The sequence below is a fragment of the Pontibacter harenae genome, from assembly GCF_020907245.1.
GTDB classification, from domain to species: domain Bacteria; phylum Bacteroidota; class Bacteroidia; order Cytophagales; family Hymenobacteraceae; genus Pontibacter; species Pontibacter harenae.
This window is the reverse complement of record NZ_JAJJWH010000014.1, coordinates 18,795-36,172: the sequence shown is the minus strand read 5'-3', so window position 1 is coordinate 36,172 and position 17,378 is coordinate 18,795. Positions and strand designations below refer to the sequence as shown.

The following is a 17,378-nucleotide window of genomic DNA, read 5'->3' as shown; positions in this document are numbered from 1 at the left end:
TATATCCTTTAAATATACGATCATGAAAAAGACTATACTGACGCTGGTTACTGTTATATTGGTTTCAGCAACAAGCTTATTCGCTCAAGAATCAACTGCTAGTGGAGACACTGTAAAAACTTCCTCAGGCAAATCAGGTCCACAGTCTAAATCTTATTTAGCCATAGACCTAGGCTTGAACACCTTTGTTGACGGCAACCAAATGCCTGATTTAAAGCCTATGGGCTCTCGCTACGTAAGTTTAAACTGGCACCACACAACACAAGTCGGTTCTAACAGCCCACTTTTTATAGTGTCTGGTCTTGAGTTTGCTTTCAATAACTATATGTTTGATAAAAACTATGTAATAGAAGATGTAAATGATGTCACTCAGTTTAGCAGAGCAGAGAACCTGAACATACAAAAATCAAAACTTACTCATTCTTCTGTAAATCTTCCGTTGATGTTTATGTTACGTACCGACAAAGATGGTTGCGACAATGGTTTCAGGATAGGTGCTGGAGGTTTTGTTGGTTACAGATTGGGAGCTCATTCAAAATTGAAGTACAACCAGGATAGCCAAAGAGAAAAAGACAAAACCAGAAGCAACTATAACCTCTCTGACTTTCAGTATGGCGTAACGGGAGTTGTGGGATACAAAGGCTTGGATCTTTTTGCGAAGTATAACATGAACGAGCTTTTCAAGGATGACCGTGGTCCTGAAGCAAACGTAATAAGTTTCGGACTACGTTTGAACCTGGAGTAGCAAATCATTTAGCTTACACAGAAAGAGGAACCGTAGCTGGTTCCTCTTTTGGTTTTATAAAATTGTAGACTGAAGCTTAGAACATTATTTCTAACAAACAAGCTAGCTTCATAAATCTATTTTTAAAAGTTTCGCATAAAGTTATCGATGATGATAGCGGTTGCCGTGGCTACGTTCAGCGACTCTGCCTTGCCATACGCAGGAATTTTTATCAATTGGTTGATATGTTTTTCTACTTCAGGCCTGATCCCGTTTGCCTCGTTGCCTAAAACTATTATTCCCGCTGGCTGCAGGTGCATGTGGTGTAAGTTTTCACCTGCTAGCGAAGCACCATATATTTTACAGCTTTGGGTGTATTGCGAGAGGAAGCTTTCAAGATTTACATAAACAGCTTGTAGTCTCGTAAAAGAGCCCATGGTGGCGGCAATTACCTTTGGGTTATAAAAATCGGCACAAGATTCTGAGCATATAACCGTTTTTATGCCGTACCAGTCGGCAATACGAATTATAGTTCCTAAATTACCAGGATCTCGTACATCATCGAGTGCTAAAACAAAATCTGTGGGTGAAATAGTTGGAACAGGCAGGTCGCGCATTTTGGCAACGGCGAGTGCAGCATTGTTACTGGCGTAGGTACCTGCTTTTACAAGTTCTTGCTCTGTCACTATTGTAAAACCGAAGCTTTTATCCAGAGTTTCGGAATTTTCCTGGTAAAAATCCTCTGTAACGAAGAGGTGCTGCAGTTCGAAGTTGGAGGTTAGCAGTTCTTTTACACTTTTAGCTCCCTCAACCACAAAGGCTTGGTGTTGCGAGCGGTATTTTTTTACTTGCAAAGAGTTTATATACTTACTTACTGCTTTAGACAACATAGCTGCTTTACGTTTGAACACTCGATTTTACATATTCTGTTTCTTATTTACAATTCTGGGCGTTTCGGCTTGTGTGCCTACCAAACATTTAGCCGAAGATGAAAGACTACTTTTGGGTGTTGAGCCGAAGGGTTTAGAGCACGTCGATCAAGCTGCTATTGAGGCACTTTACCAGCAGCAACCTAATCGAACAGTGTTGGGCTCTACCCCTTACCTGAGCATTTATTATTTTGGAAAAAGATTTCATGATCCAGCAAAAATCGATGAGCGGATTGAGAAGCAAAATGCAAGAAGAGCCCGCAAAATTGAAGAGGCAGGTACAGATACCGCCCGCATAAGAAAGCTACAGACAAGGTTTGACGACCGAATAGAGGACCTGCAAAACACAAAAGAAGAGGGTAATTTTGTGATGCGTCTTGGAGAGCCGCCTGTCATTTATGATTCTACTCTGATGGCTGAAACCATGGACCAGATAGACATCTATATGAACTCCAAGGGGTATTTTAAGCACAATGCTACTTACGAAAAGAATGAGCATGGCAAAAAACTGTACATTGATATAGCGATAGAAGAAAATGAGCCTTACAGGTATACAGCCATAAAGTATGATGTAGCTGATTCGGCGTTACTTAAACTTGTTACCGCTACGCCTTTCTCATCTTACCTTCAACTAGGAGAAATCTACGATGAACAAGTACTGACACAGGAAAGGGACAGGCTGAACGAATGGGTCAGGAACAACGGTTATTATGATTTTGCTAGAGCTTACATTTTCTTCGACATCCTTAAAAAAGACTCTGCTAATGCGGTAGAAGTAACAACTGTCATTCAAAACCCAGAGAACAGTGACTCACATAAAGCTTACACGCTAAACAATGTTTATTTTAAGACTGATCCTGATCGCTTCGGTATAGACAGAGATACTGTACATTACAACAACCTGAACTTTATAGCTTACAATTTCAGGTATTCTCCTAAACTGCTCGACAAGAAGGTTGATATTTATCCTGGACAGACCTACAGCCAGTTACGCACCTTCACGACGCAGCGAAAGCTCTCCGAGCTTGATGTTTTCCAGTTTAATAATGTGAGCTATAGTAAAACAGAAAACACTGCCGATAGCACGGGCTTATACCATTTGGATGCTTTCATAAATGCTGTCCCTGCCAAAAAATTTCAGGAAACAGCCGAGGTGGGTTTAACTTACTCTGAACGACAGCCTGGACCTTTTGCGAGCGTGAGGTTACGAGTTCGAAACATTTTTGGCGGTGCTGAGAATTTAGACTTAGGCTTAAGAGGAGGTTTAGAAGCGCAGGTAAGCTTAACTGACCAAAATGAGGCGGTTATCATTCAGGAATATGGCGGTGATGCAGCCCTTTCTTTTCCCATGATATTAGTGCCTTTTACGAAACGCAATATCCTGTCCGATTATAGCCCCAGAACCAGAATTTATACAGGCTTCACCAATGTAGACCGGCAGGAATACAAGCGGAAAGATTACGATCTGTCGCTAAGTTACCTTTGGCAGCGTTCGAGAAGGCCTTTGCTGCCGCCTATTGAACAGTTTATATTTTCGCCAATCAACTTAACTATAGCCCAGGTAGATACTGTTTCTCCAGAATTTGCAAGAGATTTATTACGCTACAGCCAAGGCAGTAGATCTTTGATTGAAAGTTTCAGAAGCGGCTTAATATCCTTTATGTCGTTCAATTATATCTATAACACGAACGATATTACCCAAACCAGAAATGCACACTACTTCCGCACTCTTTTTGAAATTGGCGGCCTTACAGAAGAGTTAGGCTTAAATTTGCAGCTAAGAAACCTGCGGACTTTCCAATATACAAGAATAAATCCTGAGTTCAGGCGCTACATTCCGTTGGGCAACAGGCGTTATTTTGTTTATCGAATAAATACTGGTTTTGGAGCACCTCTCTTTAATACGCAGGTACTACCTTATGAAAAATACTTTTTCGCTGGTGGAGGTACCAGTGTGCGTGCCTGGCGACCGAGACGACTTGGACCAGGGTCTTATGCTACAACCGATACTTTAGAAACAGGACAAGTTGTACGAGACTACTCGCCAGAGCAACCAGGTGAAATTTTGATAGAAGCCAGCGCTGAATATCGATTCAATATGATTGGTTTCTTGAACGGAGCTTTATTTGTTGATGCAGGAAATGTATGGCTGCTGGATAAAGATGAGGCCCGACCAGGCGCTAACTTTGCGTTTGATCGTTTTTACAAAGAATTTGCCGTAGGCACTGGATTCGGCCTTCGCCTGGACTTGTCAGTAGTAGTATTGCGTTTCGACCTTGCCACGAAAGTGTATGAACCTGGCGGTTTGCGTGGAGAGAAATTTGTACTTAATAATTTCAAGTTAGGTGATTTTTTTAGGACCAGCGATCAGAGTTCGTTGAACATTGGTATAGGCTATCCTTTTTAAGCTCATTAGATATTCATTGTACTCCTAAACCAGCAGCGGCCTTTCTTAAATGAAAGGCCGCTGCTGGTTTATAAACATTTTGCTAATAATTTAACAGCTCTTCCATAGCCGCAGCAACCTTAGCTGGGCTCGGCAGCATCATTTTTTCCAGCTCGACATTAAGCGGTATGGCAGGTAAACCAGCGGCACCTAAGGTATACACTGGCGCATCTAACTGCTGGAAACATTCCTTAGATATTCTACCTGCTAAAGACTCAGCAAAAGAATTCATCAGCTGCTCTTCCGTCAGCACCAGTACTTTTCCATGGCGCATTACAGAAACCATAACCGCGTCAAAATCCAACGGATTCAGCGTACGCAGGTCCAGTATTTCTATGCTTCCTGCAAACTGTTTAGCTGCTGTTTTAGCCCAATAGACGCCCATGCCATAGGTGATTACGGTCATGCTATTGCCCAGGTGCACCTGCTCCTCGTCTGCCTGCTGCACCACGTTGGCTTGGCCAAGCGGAAGGACATAGTCTGCATCGGGCTCTACTGTTTTAGCGTCTTCTGTTCCTGGCACTTTAGACCAGTACAAGCCTTTGTGCTCCAACATGACAACAGGGTTTGGGTCTAGGAAAGCTGCTTTCATCAGTCCTTTCATATCGGCGGCATTGCTTGGGTAAACCACTTTTATGCCTCGCACCGTCAGCAGCGTCGATTCTATACTACCAGAGTGGTAAGGACCGCCGCCGCCGTAGGCACCTATTGGTACCCGAATTAGTGATTGGATCGGAAATTTACCATTCGACAGGTAGCAGCTTTTGGATAATTCCTCCACCAACTGGTTCATACCTGGCCAGATGTAATCTGCGAATTGCACCTCCACAATAGCCTTTGCCCCAACCGCCGAAATGCCTGCTGTGGAGCCGATAATATAAGCTTCTTGAATCGGTGTATTAAACACACGGGCACTGCCATACTTTTTAGCTAGCAGGGCTGCCTCTCGGAACACACCGCCTAGCTCCCCGCCTACATCTTGCCCGTAAAACAAAGCTTCTGGGTAGGTACTTAAAATATCATCCACTGCATGCAAGGCAGCATCAACTAAAGTTGTTTTAGGAGCTCCAGCTGCTGGTGCCCTGTTTCCTTTTTCTTCCGTGACAGGAGTTGGTGCAAACACATGATCATCAAACGTTGCAGGATCTGGCTCAGGGGCATTTAAGGCTTTTTCGTAATCTTCGGCTACCAAACGAATTGCCTCCTGCTCCAGGTTGTCTACTTCCTCAGTGGTAACATTAGCTTCTAGTAAAGCCTGACGCATTTTCGGAATGGGGTCATTTGTGCTGTGCTCTTCCAGGTTATTACCACGGTACCACTCGCGGCGCACGCCTGAAGTATGGTGGCCCAGCAACGGCACTTTCGCATGCACTAGAATCGGTCTTCGCACCTGGCGGGCATATTCAAAGGCAATACGCATCCCTTCGTGAGATTCCAAAAAATCAGATCCATCTATACGCAGGCGTTCTAAACCTTTGAAACCAGCGGCATACTCGAAGGCATCCATGGCACGCATCTCTTTGCCCGTAGCCGAAATTCCCCAATCGTTGTCCTGTATCAGGTATACTATGGGCAGGCCCTTCAGTACCGCCATCTGGAAAGCCTCTGCTACCTCGCCCTCCGTTACAGAACCATCTCCCAAGGAGCAAAGCACTACAGGCTTCTCTTCGCCCTGCAGCAGCCCCTGCCCTTCCAAATAGGCAATGCCATGCGCCATGCCAGTAGCAGGTATAGCTTGCATACCCGTAGCCGAACTTTGGTGCGGTATAGTAGGGAAACCTTCTCTTTTTAAAGATGGATGGGAATAGTAAGTACGACCGCCAGAGAAAGGGTCATCGGCTTTAGCCATCAGCTGCAGCATCAGTTCATATGGCTCTAGGCCAATGCCTAAAAGTATGGAATCGTCGCGGTAGTAGGGTGAGGCATAGTCGTAAGGTTTTAGCTGAAAGGCAGCAGCCAGTTGTATGGCTTCATGCCCACGTGAGGTACTGTGCACATACTTGCTGCAGATGGTTTTATTCTCTTCATAGCAATCGGCCATGGCTTTGGCAGTGTGCATGAGGCGGTAGGCCTTTTTGAGAATAGCAACATCTACCTTAAAGTCCTCTAAGGTATCTTTTGTCATCCGTAATATTTTGTTTGTAGTGTAGATTCGTCGTGTATTTCGAATTTACGCAATTCTGTCCTTTAAGTAAAATGTACGGATGGGTTCGGTAGAACGGCCAATATTCGGTAATTTTGCCATCAGCAGCTGAAATTTTCAACTGTTCAATATTGCCTAACAACTGTTAGTATCTTGTTAAAATATGATGCACTGCAGCAAAATATTTGCAAGTATAGCAGAAGCAATATTTTAGTAGTTGTCCTTAATTCTTTTGTCGATATTATGTTCAGAGAAGAAGTAGAAGCTTTTATGCGTCAGTTCCAGACTGACCTGTGCCATGCCCTCGAAACCTGCGACGGCGGCGCAACCTTTACCCGCGATGCCTGGCAGCACGAAAGCGGCGGCGGCGGTTTGTCGCGTGTGATAGAAGGTGGCTCGGTGCTGGAGAAAGGTGGCGTAAATTTTTCGGCGGTACAGGGACAGCTGTCGCCCCAGTTCCTGAAAATGTTGCAGATGCCCGACCCGAACTATTTCGCAACGGGAGTATCGGTGGTCATGCACCCGCACAGCCCGATGGTGCCAATTACGCATATGAACGTGCGCTATTTTGAAGCTGGCAACGGACAGGCATGGTTTGGCGGCGGCATTGATCTTACACCTATCTATGTAAACTTGCAGCAAGCCAAAGAGTTTCATGAGCAGCTGAAAGCAGTATGTGATAAGCATCACCCAAGCTATTACCCCGAGTTTAAGAAGTGGGCCGATGTTTATTTTTATAACGAGCACCGCAACGAAACGCGTGGCGTAGGCGGAATCTTCTTCGACAGATTAATGGTAACTGATGATATTAGCTTGGAGAAGCGCTTTGCTTTTGTGCGGGATGTAGCCTATGCTTTTGCACCTTTCTATACTTCTATTATGAACCAGAACCGCAATTTGCCTTACGGAGAGCAGGAAAAGCAGTGGCAGCTGATTCGCCGAGGGCGTTATGTTGAGTTTAACCTGGTGTATGACCGCGGCACTAAGTTCGGATTAGCCACCAATGGACGCATAGAGTCTATCTTGATGAGTCTGCCGACTTTGGCCTCCTGGGTATATAATCACCAACCAGTGGCAGGCAGCGAAGAAGAAAAAACACTCGCTTTCCTGAAAAAGGATATTGATTGGCTTAACGTGGTATAATGGAAAAGCTGGAGCAACTGGATCAGGATATTTTCCTGTACCTAAACGAGCAGCACAACACTTTTTGGGATGCTGTGATGGTATTCGTTTCAAACAAGTATGTCTGGATACCTTTTTACCTCGCCCTGATCGTTTACCTGGTGTACCGCTACCGTCGTCAGAGCATGGCTATGCTGGGGATGGCAATTGCAGCAGTTGGCTTGGCAGATTTTGTAGCTTCAGGTATTTTCAAGCCTTTCTTTGCCCGCCCCCGTCCCTGCCACGATGCTGACATTTCGGCTATGGTAAATTTTATAGACGGCTGCGGCGGACAGTTCGGGTTCATGTCGTCACATGCTTCCACAGCGTTTGCGCTGGCGGTTTTCTTCAACCTCATCCTCTCCGACCGCTATGCTATTTTTAAAGTGGTGCTGGTAGTGTGGGCCGTGGTGGTGTCGTATAGTCGCATCTACCTGGGCGTACATTATCCTGGCGATGTAGTAGGTGGTGCTTTGCTGGGTAGTTTTCTGGCTTACCTAAGTGCTTTATGTTACCAAATCTTATTGAATAAATATCCCCAGCTCAAGCGTTAAACATTTAGCTGCGGAGTTTGTTTCAGCTTTGGTAGCGACACATGTATCAAGGCTAAAGACTATGAAGATTTTATGTTCCGAAGCGGCACCTAGCGTGGGCATCTCCAGGTTCACGTGAGGTTCAGCAATTTCATTTAGCAGGAGGCGGCTTTAAAGGAGCAGTATTTGTTTGGCTCTTCGAGCCCGTGAAGTCGCAGACTCTACATTATCAAAAGTCACGAATCTTTAGATTCGCGGCAGAGGGTAAGGCAGCGGGCAGGGGTTTATCATTTAATCTCCATCAATAGTCTTGTGTCCTGATACTTGTGTCTCTTTTACTTCGAACTATAAACCTTACTTAGGTTTGCGAACATATTTTGCTTTTCTATCATTTCTTCTTCTAATCCTGCCTCTGCCTGAGGTTTGGGCGCAGAAAACGTTCACCATTCGTGGGCGCGTACTGGATGCTACTACAGGTGAAGCATTGACTGGTGCAACTATCGTTTTGAAAGAAAAGCCTTCTGGTGGTACTGTCGCCGATGCAACTGGTAATTATAAACTTTTTGCTCCAGCAGGTACTTATACATTGGTGGCACAGTACATCGGCTATAACACCTATGAAGAGCAGCTTCAGCTGGATCAAAATATAGAGCGAATCATCAGAATTACTCCAGCTGCTTATAGTGTGCAGGAAGTGGAAATTTTGGCAGAGCGAAAACCTCCTTTAACGGAAACAGCTACCATGGGTGAACTAGAGCTACCGCTGGAAACAATAAAGAACCTGCCTGTGCTGTTTGGAGAGACGGATATTTTAAAAACCATCCAACTACTGCCAGGCGTGAAATCAGGTGGTGAAGGAAGTACAGGTTTTTATGTACGTGGCGGTGGTGCCGACCAGAATATGGTAACGTTGGACGATGCTGTGGTGTACAATCCAGGTCATTTGTTTAACTTTTTCTCCGTCTTTAACAGTGATGCCCTCGGCAGTACGACGCTGTTCAAAGGTAACATGCCTGCCCGTTACGGCGGCCGTCTCTCCTCAGTATTGGACATCAGCATGAAAGAAGGCGACATGAGCGAGTATAAAGTAAATGGTGGCATTGGTTTGATTTCATCGAAGTTGCTGGTGCAAGGTCCGATCGCCAAAGAAAAAGCCTCTTTTCTATTGGCTGGCAGACGAACCTACATAGATGCGTTAGCTAACCCTTTCCTCCGCAATACCGAGCAAGGAGGCGTGCCTTATTACTTCTATGACCTCAACGGAAAGTTGTCCTACCACATCACCCCAAAAGATAAACTAACGCTGAGCGGCTACTATGGCCGGGATGTAGGCGATTTAGTACTTTCTGACGGACGTTTTAAAGCTGACTTTTTCTGGGGGAATGCCTCTGCCACGGCAAACTGGAGACATACTTTCAATGATAAGTTTAACCTGAACCTATCTGGTGTCTATAGCAACTATAACTTTCGGTTTGGCTGGGACTTCGGTGGCTTTAACACAGTTGTTACCACTGGCGTCAGCGATTATACTTTGAAGGCAGATTTCGATTTTAAGCCATCAGCAAATCACCACCTACAGTACGGGGCACTTTATACTTACCACTACCTGCAACCTAGAGTGGGAAGTGCTACAAACGAAGAAGGATTGTCTTTCGATACGAATCGGGTGCGGCCGAAGCAGGGGCACGAAGCAGCTCTATACTTGTCTGATGACTGGAACATAACAGACAGACTGCTGCTCAACGTCGGCATGCGGGCCAGCGGCTATGTGCAATCGGGGCCGTTTACGCTTTACACCTACGACGAAAATGCACTGGCGACAGACTCTACAAACTATGGCAGCGGCGATATTGTTAAAACATACTTTAACCTGGAGCCACGGCTGTCAGCGAGGTATAAATTAACAGAAACTTCCTCTTTAAAAGCGGCTTTCTCGCAGAATGCGCAGTACCTGCACCTCGTTTCAAATGCCTATACAACACTGCCTCTGGATGTATGGGTGCCAAGTTCGGTGCTGGCTCCACCGCAGCGGGCTACGCAGGTGGCCATAGGCTATTTTGAAAGTATAAAGCAGAATGAATATGAAGGCTCGGTGGAAGTATACTATAAAGACCTGCAGAACCAGCTGGAGTACCGCGAAGGTTTCGCCCCAGGCCCCAGCAACCGCGACCTGGAGTATGAGTTTGTGAGCGGCAATGGCGAGTCATACGGTGTGGAGCTTTTTATGCGGAAGAATTATGGCTTACTGCAAGGCTGGATTGGCTATACCCTCTCCTATACCGATCGCACCTTTCATGACTTAAACAACGGAAACGCTTTTCCTGCCCGTTTCGACCGCCGCCACGATGCCTCCGTGGTGGCCATATACAAATATAGCCCCCGCTGGACTTTCGGAGGCTCCTTCGTCTATGGCACAGGCGATGCCACTACCATGCCCGTTCGGAAGTATAGCATTGAAGGAAATATTAATTATCAGTACGGCAGCCGTAACAGCTTTAGAATGGAGCCCACACACCGCCTGGACCTCTCGGCTACATTAGAAGCTAAACCTAGCAGCAAACTAAACTCGAGCTGGAATTTCTCTGTCTATAACGTGTACGGCCGTCGTAACCCGTTCCTGTACTACATAGACAACGAAGGTGAATCCTATAGCATTGACCAACGGGTGCAGGCGAAGAAGGTCTCTATTATTCCTTTCCCGCTGCCGTCTGTTACCTGGAATTTTAATTTTTGAGTATGAAGTGCAACTATATACTTTGGCTGTTATTGATTATGGCGCTCTTCGGTTGCGAAGATGACGTTACCTTAGACTTACCCGCTGGCGAGGAGCAACTGGTGGTAGAGGGGCACATTGAGCAAGGCGCACCCCCTATTGTTGTGGTAACACGTACAGTTCCTGTTTTTAGTAACGCTACCATTCAGGATCGTGCAGCAAGGTTTGTGCATGGCGCTGAGGTAGTCGTTCGTTCTGGAGGTAGTGTTTATACTTTACAGGAAGTTCCAGCAGCAGCCTTTACTCCTGAGCTGAAACGGCTGCTGTCGGAGCAGTTTGCAGTGCCGCCAATACAGCTAGCGACAGGCAGCAGCTTTGTTTTTTATGCATATACTACAGATGAACTACAGGGCGAGGTTGGGAAAAACTATCTTTTGCAGATCAAATATGAAGATCAGTTGCTGACATCTACCACCACCATTCCGCAGCTAAACCCGCTCCTTTCTCTGTTTACGCAGCCGCACCCTAATCCGCAGGAAGATAGCTTAGTTTCGCTTTTTTATCGCTATGCAGACCCAGACACCTTAGGCAACAGCATACGCTATTTCACCAAACGCAACAGCGAACCATTTTACCCTGGCCTGCTTTCTTCTGTTTTCACCGATGAACTTATTAACGGTGCTCCATTGTTAAGCTTTCCTTTAGCCAGAGGAGTTCCGCAAGGCCAAGAATTGGACGAGGAAACAGCAGGCTATTTCGGCAAGGGCGATACCGTCACCATCAGGTGGGCAGCTATTGATTTACCGCACTACCGCTTCTGGAGCACATTGGAAGCCGAACGTAGCAGCAATGGCAGTCCTATCGGCTCACCCAAAATTACCGGCTCCAACATCAAAGGTGGTCTCGGCATTTGGGGCGGCTATGGCGTTACGTATCACAGTATGATTGTTGAATAATTGAATTTTGAATGCCTGCATTGAAGAAGGTTTGATAGTCACAGCTACATCATGCTGTCATAACACCTGCCGTTGTTGTGCCTTCTGACCAACAACTAAAACGGCTTTAGATCACCTGAATTCCAACCGTAAGATTTTATCTTGAGGTTTTATGAGGCAAGCGTTTATGTAAAGCAAAGTTGTTGGTCAGAAGGCACAACAACAGCAACTAACCCTATGGCAGTAGCAAAACTCCTGCTTTCATTCATCCAATTATTCAAAAATAAAGCGCTACTTCCCTAGCAGTCTTGCCACATATTTGCCAATAATATCAAACTCCAGGTTCACTGTGTCTCCTGATTTGATGTGCTGGAGGTTGGTGTGCTCATATGTGTAGGGGATAATGGCAACCGAGAAACGATCTTCCTGTGAGTTTACCACCGTTAAGCTGATGCCGTTTACGCAAATGGAGCCTTTTTCTACCGTTACGTTGCCTTTGCTGGCGTCGTATCTAAAGGTGAAAAGCCAGCTGCCGTTCTGGTCTTCCACTGATTCGCAGACAGCAGTCTGGTCTACGTGGCCCTGCACCACATGCCCGTCGAAGCGGCCATTGGCTTGCATGCATCGCTCCAGGTTTACCAGGTCGCCTTCTTTAACGGAGTTTAGGTTTGTTTTCTGAAGCGTTTCATCGATGGCGGTTACCGTATACTTATCGGCAGCAATATCAACTACCGTGAGGCAGATGCCGTTATGGGCAACGCTTTGGTCTATCTTTAACTCATTTGTAAAAGGTGCCGAAATGGTAAAATGCTTGTTCGTGCCTTCTGCCCTAATGGCCTCTACTCTACCTGTTGTCTCTATAATGCCTGTAAACATAGTTTCTCTTTTAGTCCCTCAAAATTAAGAGGTTTTACCCACACCTGCACTTCAGGCTTGGGGTTTTGCCATTTTAACTGAAGTATTTCCTGCTTTTTCTGCCTCACTTGCTTATTTTCGCATAATCAACTTCTCTGTTACAATATGAGTAAACAATAAAAGAGAAGAATAATTTTAAATCCGAGAATAATCCGAAATGCAGACAGACTTGTACAAGCACAAAGGCATGCGCCGTGCACTAGTAAAACAATTGCGCGACAAAGGTATCCGTGATGAACGTGTATTGGCAGCCATTGAAACTGTGCCACGGCATTTCTTTTTTGAAAAAGCCTTCGTGGAGCAAGCCTACAAGGACAAAGCATTTCCCATCGGGGAAGGTCAAACTATCTCACAACCATACACTGTTGCTTTTCAGTCGGAGTTGCTACGCTTGCAGCCGAATGATAAGGTGCTGGAAATTGGCACAGGCTCTGGCTACCAATGCTGTGTTTTATTGCAGATAACGCCGAATGTGTATACCATTGAGTATAATCGTCCTCTTTATGAAAAAGCGGTTCTTTTCTTCCGAACCTACGGTTTGACACCCAATACCTTCCACGGCGACGGCTCCGAAGGGCTACCTCGCTACGCTCCGTTTGATAAAATTATCGTAACGGCTGGCGCCCCTACTGTACCTAAAAGCCTGATGAAGCAGTTGTCCATTGGAGGTATACTAGTTATACCTGTCGGAGATGATAAAACGCAGAAGATGCTGCGCATTACGCGAGTAGAGGAAGAGGAATTTACTAAAGAGGAATTTACAGAATTTAAATTCGTGCCGCTACTCGGCAAGGAAGGCTGGAATAGCTAAGTTAAATGTTTAAGTTGTTCTTATAGATGCGGCCTATTATTAATTGCACCCATTTCTAATTCCATATTTACAATTCGCGAAGCTTCAGATTTTATCCTTTGACTGCATACCCGTATCTTTGCATCTACAACTGAACTGCAAACAAAATAATGCGCAAACAAAAAAAAGTTAGTGAATCTTACGTTATCATGACGGAGCTAGTGCTTCCAAACGACACCAACACCCTGAATAACCTAATGGGCGGCCGCATGATGCATTGGATGGACATTGTATCAGCTATTTCGGCACAAAAATTTTCCAATAGAATCGTTGTTACCGCTTCTGTAGACAATGTTTCCTTCTCCGAAAGTATAAAGTTAGGAAACGTGGTAACCTTAGAAGCTAAAGTTACCCGTGCCTTCAACTCTTCTATGGAAGTGCATATTGTTGTTTACGCCGAAGATATTCCGAGTGGCAAACGTGTAAAATCAAACCAAGCCTACTTTACTTTTGTGGCTGTAGACCAATTGGGCAATCCAATCGATGTGCCAGAAGCAGTTGTTGAATCAGAAGAAGAGGTTAAGCACTACGAAGGCGCTTTGCGTCGCCGTCAGTTGCGCCTTGTATTGGCTGGCCGTATGAAGCCGAGTGAAGCGAATGAGTTAAGATCGATCTTCGATATAAAAGAAGACGCACAATAATCAGAAAGATGGCAGGGCTACAGGCAGATTTACTCAACCAGGAGTTTTTAAAGAATTTTATTCCAGAAACAGTTTATTTACTTCCAGATGAAGCACTTATACCTGTAGCCCAGCCTCAAACAACTGCCGCCGCCTCTGAAACTACTCCAGTAGAAGCTCCACAACCTTTAAAAGAAGCAATTGCAGCACAGTCAATAGCGCAGAAAACGACACCTGCTATACCTAAATTACCTCAGCCCGCCGCTGTCGCTGCACCAAAAGCTTTCGATATCGTAGGAGAAAACAGGAAAGGTGTAGCTGTTTTGGTTACTGTTTCTGATGAACAATTCAGCACTTTGCCACAGCTGGACTTTCTGCAAAAAATCTTGAATGCGATTGGCTTAACCGCTACCGATGTCGCCTATGTCAACAATAAAACTGGTGCGATTGCCAGTTTCGAAGAGTTGCAGCAAACATTAGAAGTGAATTACCTTATTAGTTTCGCCAGCCGTATCGACACAGATAAACCCCACGAGAAATTCTCGCTTTACAAGCCTGTGGTGGTAGGTCAGGTACCTGTTGTATTCGCGCAATCCTTAGCCATTATCGAAAAGGATGTAGAACACAAGAAACAGCTGTGGAATGCACTGAAGCAGATGTTTTTATAGCGGCACCTGGTTGCCTAAGCCATTTGTAAATATTTATGTTTTGCGGTTGTTGGTGAGAACACATAACAACGGCAGATGGCTATGGTATAAAAACCTATAAAAAGCAGAAGCCCCTCCAAAGATGAAGGGGCTTCTGCTTTTTATATTGATTATTGAAGCCTACTTCAGCAAGCTTGCCAGCTTTTGCTCTAGCTCCGCGCCTCTTAAACCTTTCGCGATGATTTTTCCTTGCGGGTCGATCAATACAGTTTGAGGGATAGCAGTAACGTTATAAGCTTCAGCAGCTTGGCTTTGCCAGAACTTCAAATCCGAAACATGCACCCAGCTTAACTTGTCGTCGGCAATGGCTTTTAACCATTTATCTCTAGATTGGTCTAGCGATACACCGTAAATTTCAAAGCCTTTATCTTTGTACTCGTTGTACATACGCACTACGTTCGGGTTCTCTTTGCGGCACGGTCCACACCAGCTAGCCCAGAAATCGATCAGTACATACTTGCCGCGCAAAGAGGACAAAGCTTTCGTTTGACCGTCTGGAGTTGGCAGGTTAATGTCCGGAGCCATCTGCCCTACTGCAGTACTACGCAGCGGTTGCAGACGCTCATTCACCATGGCTGTGTACTTCGAATTCGGCAGATTCTGATTTAATAAAGTAGCCATGCTATCGGCAAAGGCAAAATCGTTTTCTGGATCGATGAGTGTAGCAGTACCGAAAGCAGAAACAATTGAGTTAGGGTGCTGCGCTATAAACCGCTTCACCTGCTTCTGAATAGAAGCATACTCTTCCTGTATTGCCATCATGGAATCCTGCTGACCAGCATTTTGGGCCTGCTGAAAACGCTCCTGTAGCTTCATTTGCTGCAAACGCGTTTCATTTACCAACTTGTTCAGTTGCTGAAACAACTCTGAGTCTTCCGAGCCTTCAAATTTAGCCGTTCCATTCATGTCTTTGGCATCGGCCTCTACTTTAATGTTGCCATTGTCCAGCACCAGCATCAGGCCATTTTGTTGGTCAGTTGAAATGCGATACAAAGTAGGTTCCTGAACCGTGCCTTCAAATTTGAAAGCACCGTCTTGGCCTAACTCTGCCGTATCGCGAGCTACAAACTGCTGCGAGCCCAGCTCATGCAAATATACCTGACCTGAGGAGGAATTATTAAATTTGCCTTGAATAACATAACCATTATCGCTGTTGGTGGCGGATTTATTGCCTTGGCAACTACCCAATAAAACAACAGCAGAAGCTATTACTGCTAATTTTCTATACTTCATATTTTATAATTAAGCACTTAAGCCTTCACGTAGCAATTTGTTTGCCACTTTAGGATCGGCTTTGCCTTTGGTTTTCTTCATAATCTCGCCCATAAACATGCCTATAAGGGCTTGTCTACCAGCTTTATACTCAGCAACCTTCTCAGGATTCTCAGAGATTACTTCCTTGATAATCTGCTCCAGTTCTCCTGAATCTGACTGCTGCAACAGGTTTTGCTCTTCGGCCACCTGCTGCGCCGTTTTGTCAGGGTGCTCCAGCAAGAAAGGGAAAACTTGTTTCGACGCAACCGAGTGGCTCACCTTGTTCTCATCTACTAAAGAGATTATCTGCGCAATTTGTTCAGGTGCAAGCGGAAAATCTTTTATGTGTAGCTGCAACTCATTCAGGTAAGACTTTACCGGTCCCATTACCCAGTTAGAAGCCGCTTTGTAGTTGCTGGCGTGCTTTACAAGCTCTTCAAAGTATAAAGCAATCTCTTTGGCATCTGTCAGTACTGCTGCATCATACTCAGGTAGTCCTAACTCCTCCGTAAAGCGCTTGTATAGTTGCCCTGGTAAACTCGGCATAGTGGCACGAATCTCTTCCAGCCAATCCTGCTCAACGATCAATGGCGGCAGGTCTGGCTCAGGGAAATAGCGGTAATCATTCATGGTTTCCTTAGAACGCTGACCATGTGTCGTGCCTGTGTTTGCATCAAAACCACGGGTCTCGCCGTCTACAGTTCCGCCGCTCTCCAGAATCATGATCTGGCGTTCAATCTCATGATCAATGGCGCGCTGCACGTTACGGAAGGAGTTCATATTCTTAACTTCTACCTTCGTGCCGAATTCCTTAGCGCCTTTCAGCATCACTGAAATGTTGGCGTCGCAACGCAGAGAGCCTTCTTCCATGTTACCGTCGCAGATTTCCAGGTAACGCACGAGTCGGCGCATCTCCGACATGTAGTTATAAGCCTCCGTAGAATCACGCAGATCTGGTTCCGATACAATCTCGATCAGTGGCACTCCTGCACGGTTATAATCCACCAGCGTTTCTACCTCACCTGGCAAGTGCATTGATTTACCAGCGTCTTCCTCCATGTGAATACGGGTGATGCCGATGCGGCTGTCTTCACCGTTTTCGTTCTTCACCACCAGAAAACCACCCGTACAAATAGGCGTCTTGTCCTGCGTCAGCTGGTAGCCCTTCGGAAGATCGGGGTAGAAATAGTTTTTGCGGGCATACACGTTGTAGCGTGTAATATCGCAGTTGGTAGCAAGGCCCATTTTAATTGCCATTTCCACCACTCGCTTATTGATGCGTGGCAGTGTACCAGGATGCGCCAGCGTAATCACGCTCATGTTGGTATTCGGCAGCATGCCATACTCTGTAGAGTCTGAAGAATAAGCTTTACTCTGCGTCAGCAGCTGTGCGTGTACCTCTAAACCTATAACAGGCTGATATTTATCTCTTATCTCTTGATCCATCT

General features: G+C 45.5%; 14 protein-coding genes. 9 read left to right on the top strand and 5 right to left on the bottom strand.

Annotated elements, in window-relative coordinates; translation table 11 throughout:
- The first annotated feature begins 22 nt into the window (after positions 1 to 22).
- Positions 23 to 745: an outer membrane beta-barrel protein gene (locus LN893_RS09310; protein ID WP_229969545.1), complete on the top strand. Its 723-nt coding sequence runs from the start codon at positions 23 to 25 to the stop codon at positions 743 to 745.
- Positions 746 to 867: 122 nt separating this feature from the next.
- Here LN893_RS09310 and LN893_RS09305 read toward each other — a convergent pair whose 3' ends face one another.
- Positions 868 to 1,614, bottom strand: coding sequence for a TrmH family RNA methyltransferase (locus LN893_RS09305; protein ID WP_229969544.1), 747 nt, complete (start codon positions 1,612 to 1,614; stop codon positions 868 to 870).
- Positions 1,615 to 1,627: 13 nt separating this feature from the next.
- On the opposite strand from LN893_RS09305, the gene tamL reads away from it, so the two are divergent.
- On the top strand, positions 1,628 to 4,060 hold the full coding sequence (gene tamL, locus LN893_RS09300; RefSeq protein WP_255709962.1) for a translocation and assembly module lipoprotein TamL: 2,433 nt from the start codon (positions 1,628 to 1,630) through the stop codon (positions 4,058 to 4,060).
- Between the two features lie 82 nt (positions 4,061 to 4,142).
- Here tamL and LN893_RS09295 read toward each other — a convergent pair whose 3' ends face one another.
- Positions 4,143 to 6,224: an alpha-ketoacid dehydrogenase subunit alpha/beta gene (locus tag LN893_RS09295; RefSeq protein WP_229969542.1), complete on the bottom strand. Its 2,082-nt coding sequence runs from the start codon at positions 6,222 to 6,224 to the stop codon at positions 4,143 to 4,145.
- Positions 6,225 to 6,485: 261 nt separating this feature from the next.
- Here LN893_RS09295 and hemF point away from each other — a divergent pair, with 261 nt between their 5' ends.
- The 4 genes from hemF to LN893_RS09275 all read left to right on the top strand — a co-directional run bounded on the left by hemF (position 6,486) and on the right by LN893_RS09275 (position 11,605).
- Positions 6,486 to 7,385, top strand: coding sequence for an oxygen-dependent coproporphyrinogen oxidase (gene hemF / locus LN893_RS09290; protein ID WP_229969615.1), 900 nt, complete (start codon positions 6,486 to 6,488; stop codon positions 7,383 to 7,385).
- Positions 7,385 to 7,957, top strand: coding sequence for a phosphatase PAP2 family protein (locus tag LN893_RS09285; protein WP_229969541.1), 573 nt, complete (start codon positions 7,385 to 7,387; stop codon positions 7,955 to 7,957). Before hemF ends, LN893_RS09285 begins: the two co-directional genes overlap by 1 nt.
- Before the next feature lie 343 nt (positions 7,958 to 8,300).
- On the top strand, positions 8,301 to 10,670 hold the full coding sequence (locus tag LN893_RS09280) for a TonB-dependent receptor (RefSeq protein WP_229969540.1): 2,370 nt from the start codon (positions 8,301 to 8,303) through the stop codon (positions 10,668 to 10,670).
- Between the two features lie 2 nt (positions 10,671 to 10,672).
- Positions 10,673 to 11,605, top strand: a complete 933-nt coding sequence (locus LN893_RS09275) for a DUF4249 family protein (RefSeq protein WP_229969539.1) — start codon at positions 10,673 to 10,675, stop codon at positions 11,603 to 11,605.
- A gap of 270 nt (positions 11,606 to 11,875) precedes the next feature.
- Here the strand turns inward: LN893_RS09275 and LN893_RS09270 are convergent, their stop codons facing one another.
- A complete protein-coding gene (locus tag LN893_RS09270; protein WP_229969538.1) occupies positions 11,876 to 12,460 on the bottom strand; it encodes a riboflavin synthase in 585 nt (194 codons plus the stop codon).
- Between the two features lie 196 nt (positions 12,461 to 12,656).
- Here LN893_RS09270 and LN893_RS09265 point away from each other — a divergent pair, with 196 nt between their 5' ends.
- The 3 genes from LN893_RS09265 to LN893_RS09255 all read left to right on the top strand — a co-directional run bounded on the left by LN893_RS09265 (position 12,657) and on the right by LN893_RS09255 (position 14,637).
- The gene (locus tag LN893_RS09265; protein WP_229969537.1) at positions 12,657 to 13,310 is read left to right on the top strand and encodes a protein-L-isoaspartate(D-aspartate) O-methyltransferase; all 654 of its coding nucleotides are present in this window, start codon (positions 12,657 to 12,659) and stop codon (positions 13,308 to 13,310) included.
- A 149-nt stretch (positions 13,311 to 13,459) separates the two neighbouring features.
- Positions 13,460 to 13,990: an acyl-CoA thioesterase gene (locus LN893_RS09260; RefSeq protein WP_229969536.1), complete on the top strand. Its 531-nt coding sequence runs from the start codon at positions 13,460 to 13,462 to the stop codon at positions 13,988 to 13,990.
- An 8-nt stretch (positions 13,991 to 13,998) separates the two neighbouring features.
- Entirely contained in the window at positions 13,999 to 14,637 is a 639-nt protein-coding gene (locus tag LN893_RS09255; RefSeq protein WP_229969535.1) for a hypothetical protein, read from the top strand.
- Positions 14,638 to 14,796: 159 nt separating this feature from the next.
- On the opposite strand, the gene LN893_RS09250 is transcribed toward LN893_RS09255, so the two are convergent.
- Both LN893_RS09250 and gatB read right to left on the bottom strand, forming a co-directional pair.
- Positions 14,797 to 15,909, bottom strand: a complete 1,113-nt coding sequence (locus LN893_RS09250) for a TlpA disulfide reductase family protein (RefSeq protein WP_229969534.1) — start codon at positions 15,907 to 15,909, stop codon at positions 14,797 to 14,799.
- Positions 15,910 to 15,918: 9 nt separating this feature from the next.
- Positions 15,919 to 17,376 (bottom strand): Asp-tRNA(Asn)/Glu-tRNA(Gln) amidotransferase subunit GatB, encoded by a 1,458-nt coding sequence (gene gatB, locus LN893_RS09245; RefSeq protein ID WP_229969533.1) that lies wholly within the window; start codon positions 17,374 to 17,376, stop codon positions 15,919 to 15,921.
- Between the last annotated feature and the right edge of the window lie 2 nt (positions 17,377 to 17,378).

What these genes read in the sequence shown, in the direction of transcription:
- LN893_RS09265 (WP_229969537.1), top strand. Translation starts at nt 12,657, where the DNA reads ATGCAGACAGACTTGTACAAGCACAAAGGCATGCGCCGTGCACTAGTA.
- LN893_RS09285 (WP_229969541.1), top strand. Translation starts at nt 7,385, where the DNA reads ATGGAAAAGCTGGAGCAACTGGATCAGGATATTTTCCTGTACCTAAAC.
- LN893_RS09275 (WP_229969539.1), top strand. Translation starts at nt 10,673, where the DNA reads ATGAAGTGCAACTATATACTTTGGCTGTTATTGATTATGGCGCTCTTC.
- LN893_RS09310 (WP_229969545.1), top strand. Translation starts at nt 23, where the DNA reads ATGAAAAAGACTATACTGACGCTGGTTACTGTTATATTGGTTTCAGCA.
- gatB (WP_229969533.1), bottom strand. Translation starts at nt 17,376, where the DNA reads ATGGATCAAGAGATAAGAGATAAATATCAGCCTGTTATAGGTTTAGAG.
- LN893_RS09270 (WP_229969538.1), bottom strand. Translation starts at nt 12,460, where the DNA reads ATGTTTACAGGCATTATAGAGACAACAGGTAGAGTAGAGGCCATTAGG.
- LN893_RS09295 (WP_229969542.1), bottom strand. Translation starts at nt 6,224, where the DNA reads ATGACAAAAGATACCTTAGAGGACTTTAAGGTAGATGTTGCTATTCTC.
- LN893_RS09260 (WP_229969536.1), top strand. Translation starts at nt 13,460, where the DNA reads ATGCGCAAACAAAAAAAAGTTAGTGAATCTTACGTTATCATGACGGAG.
- hemF (WP_229969615.1), top strand. Translation starts at nt 6,486, where the DNA reads ATGTTCAGAGAAGAAGTAGAAGCTTTTATGCGTCAGTTCCAGACTGAC.
- LN893_RS09305 (WP_229969544.1), bottom strand. Translation starts at nt 1,614, where the DNA reads ATGTTGTCTAAAGCAGTAAGTAAGTATATAAACTCTTTGCAAGTAAAA.
- LN893_RS09255 (WP_229969535.1), top strand. Translation starts at nt 13,999, where the DNA reads ATGGCAGGGCTACAGGCAGATTTACTCAACCAGGAGTTTTTAAAGAAT.
- LN893_RS09250 (WP_229969534.1), bottom strand. Translation starts at nt 15,909, where the DNA reads ATGAAGTATAGAAAATTAGCAGTAATAGCTTCTGCTGTTGTTTTATTG.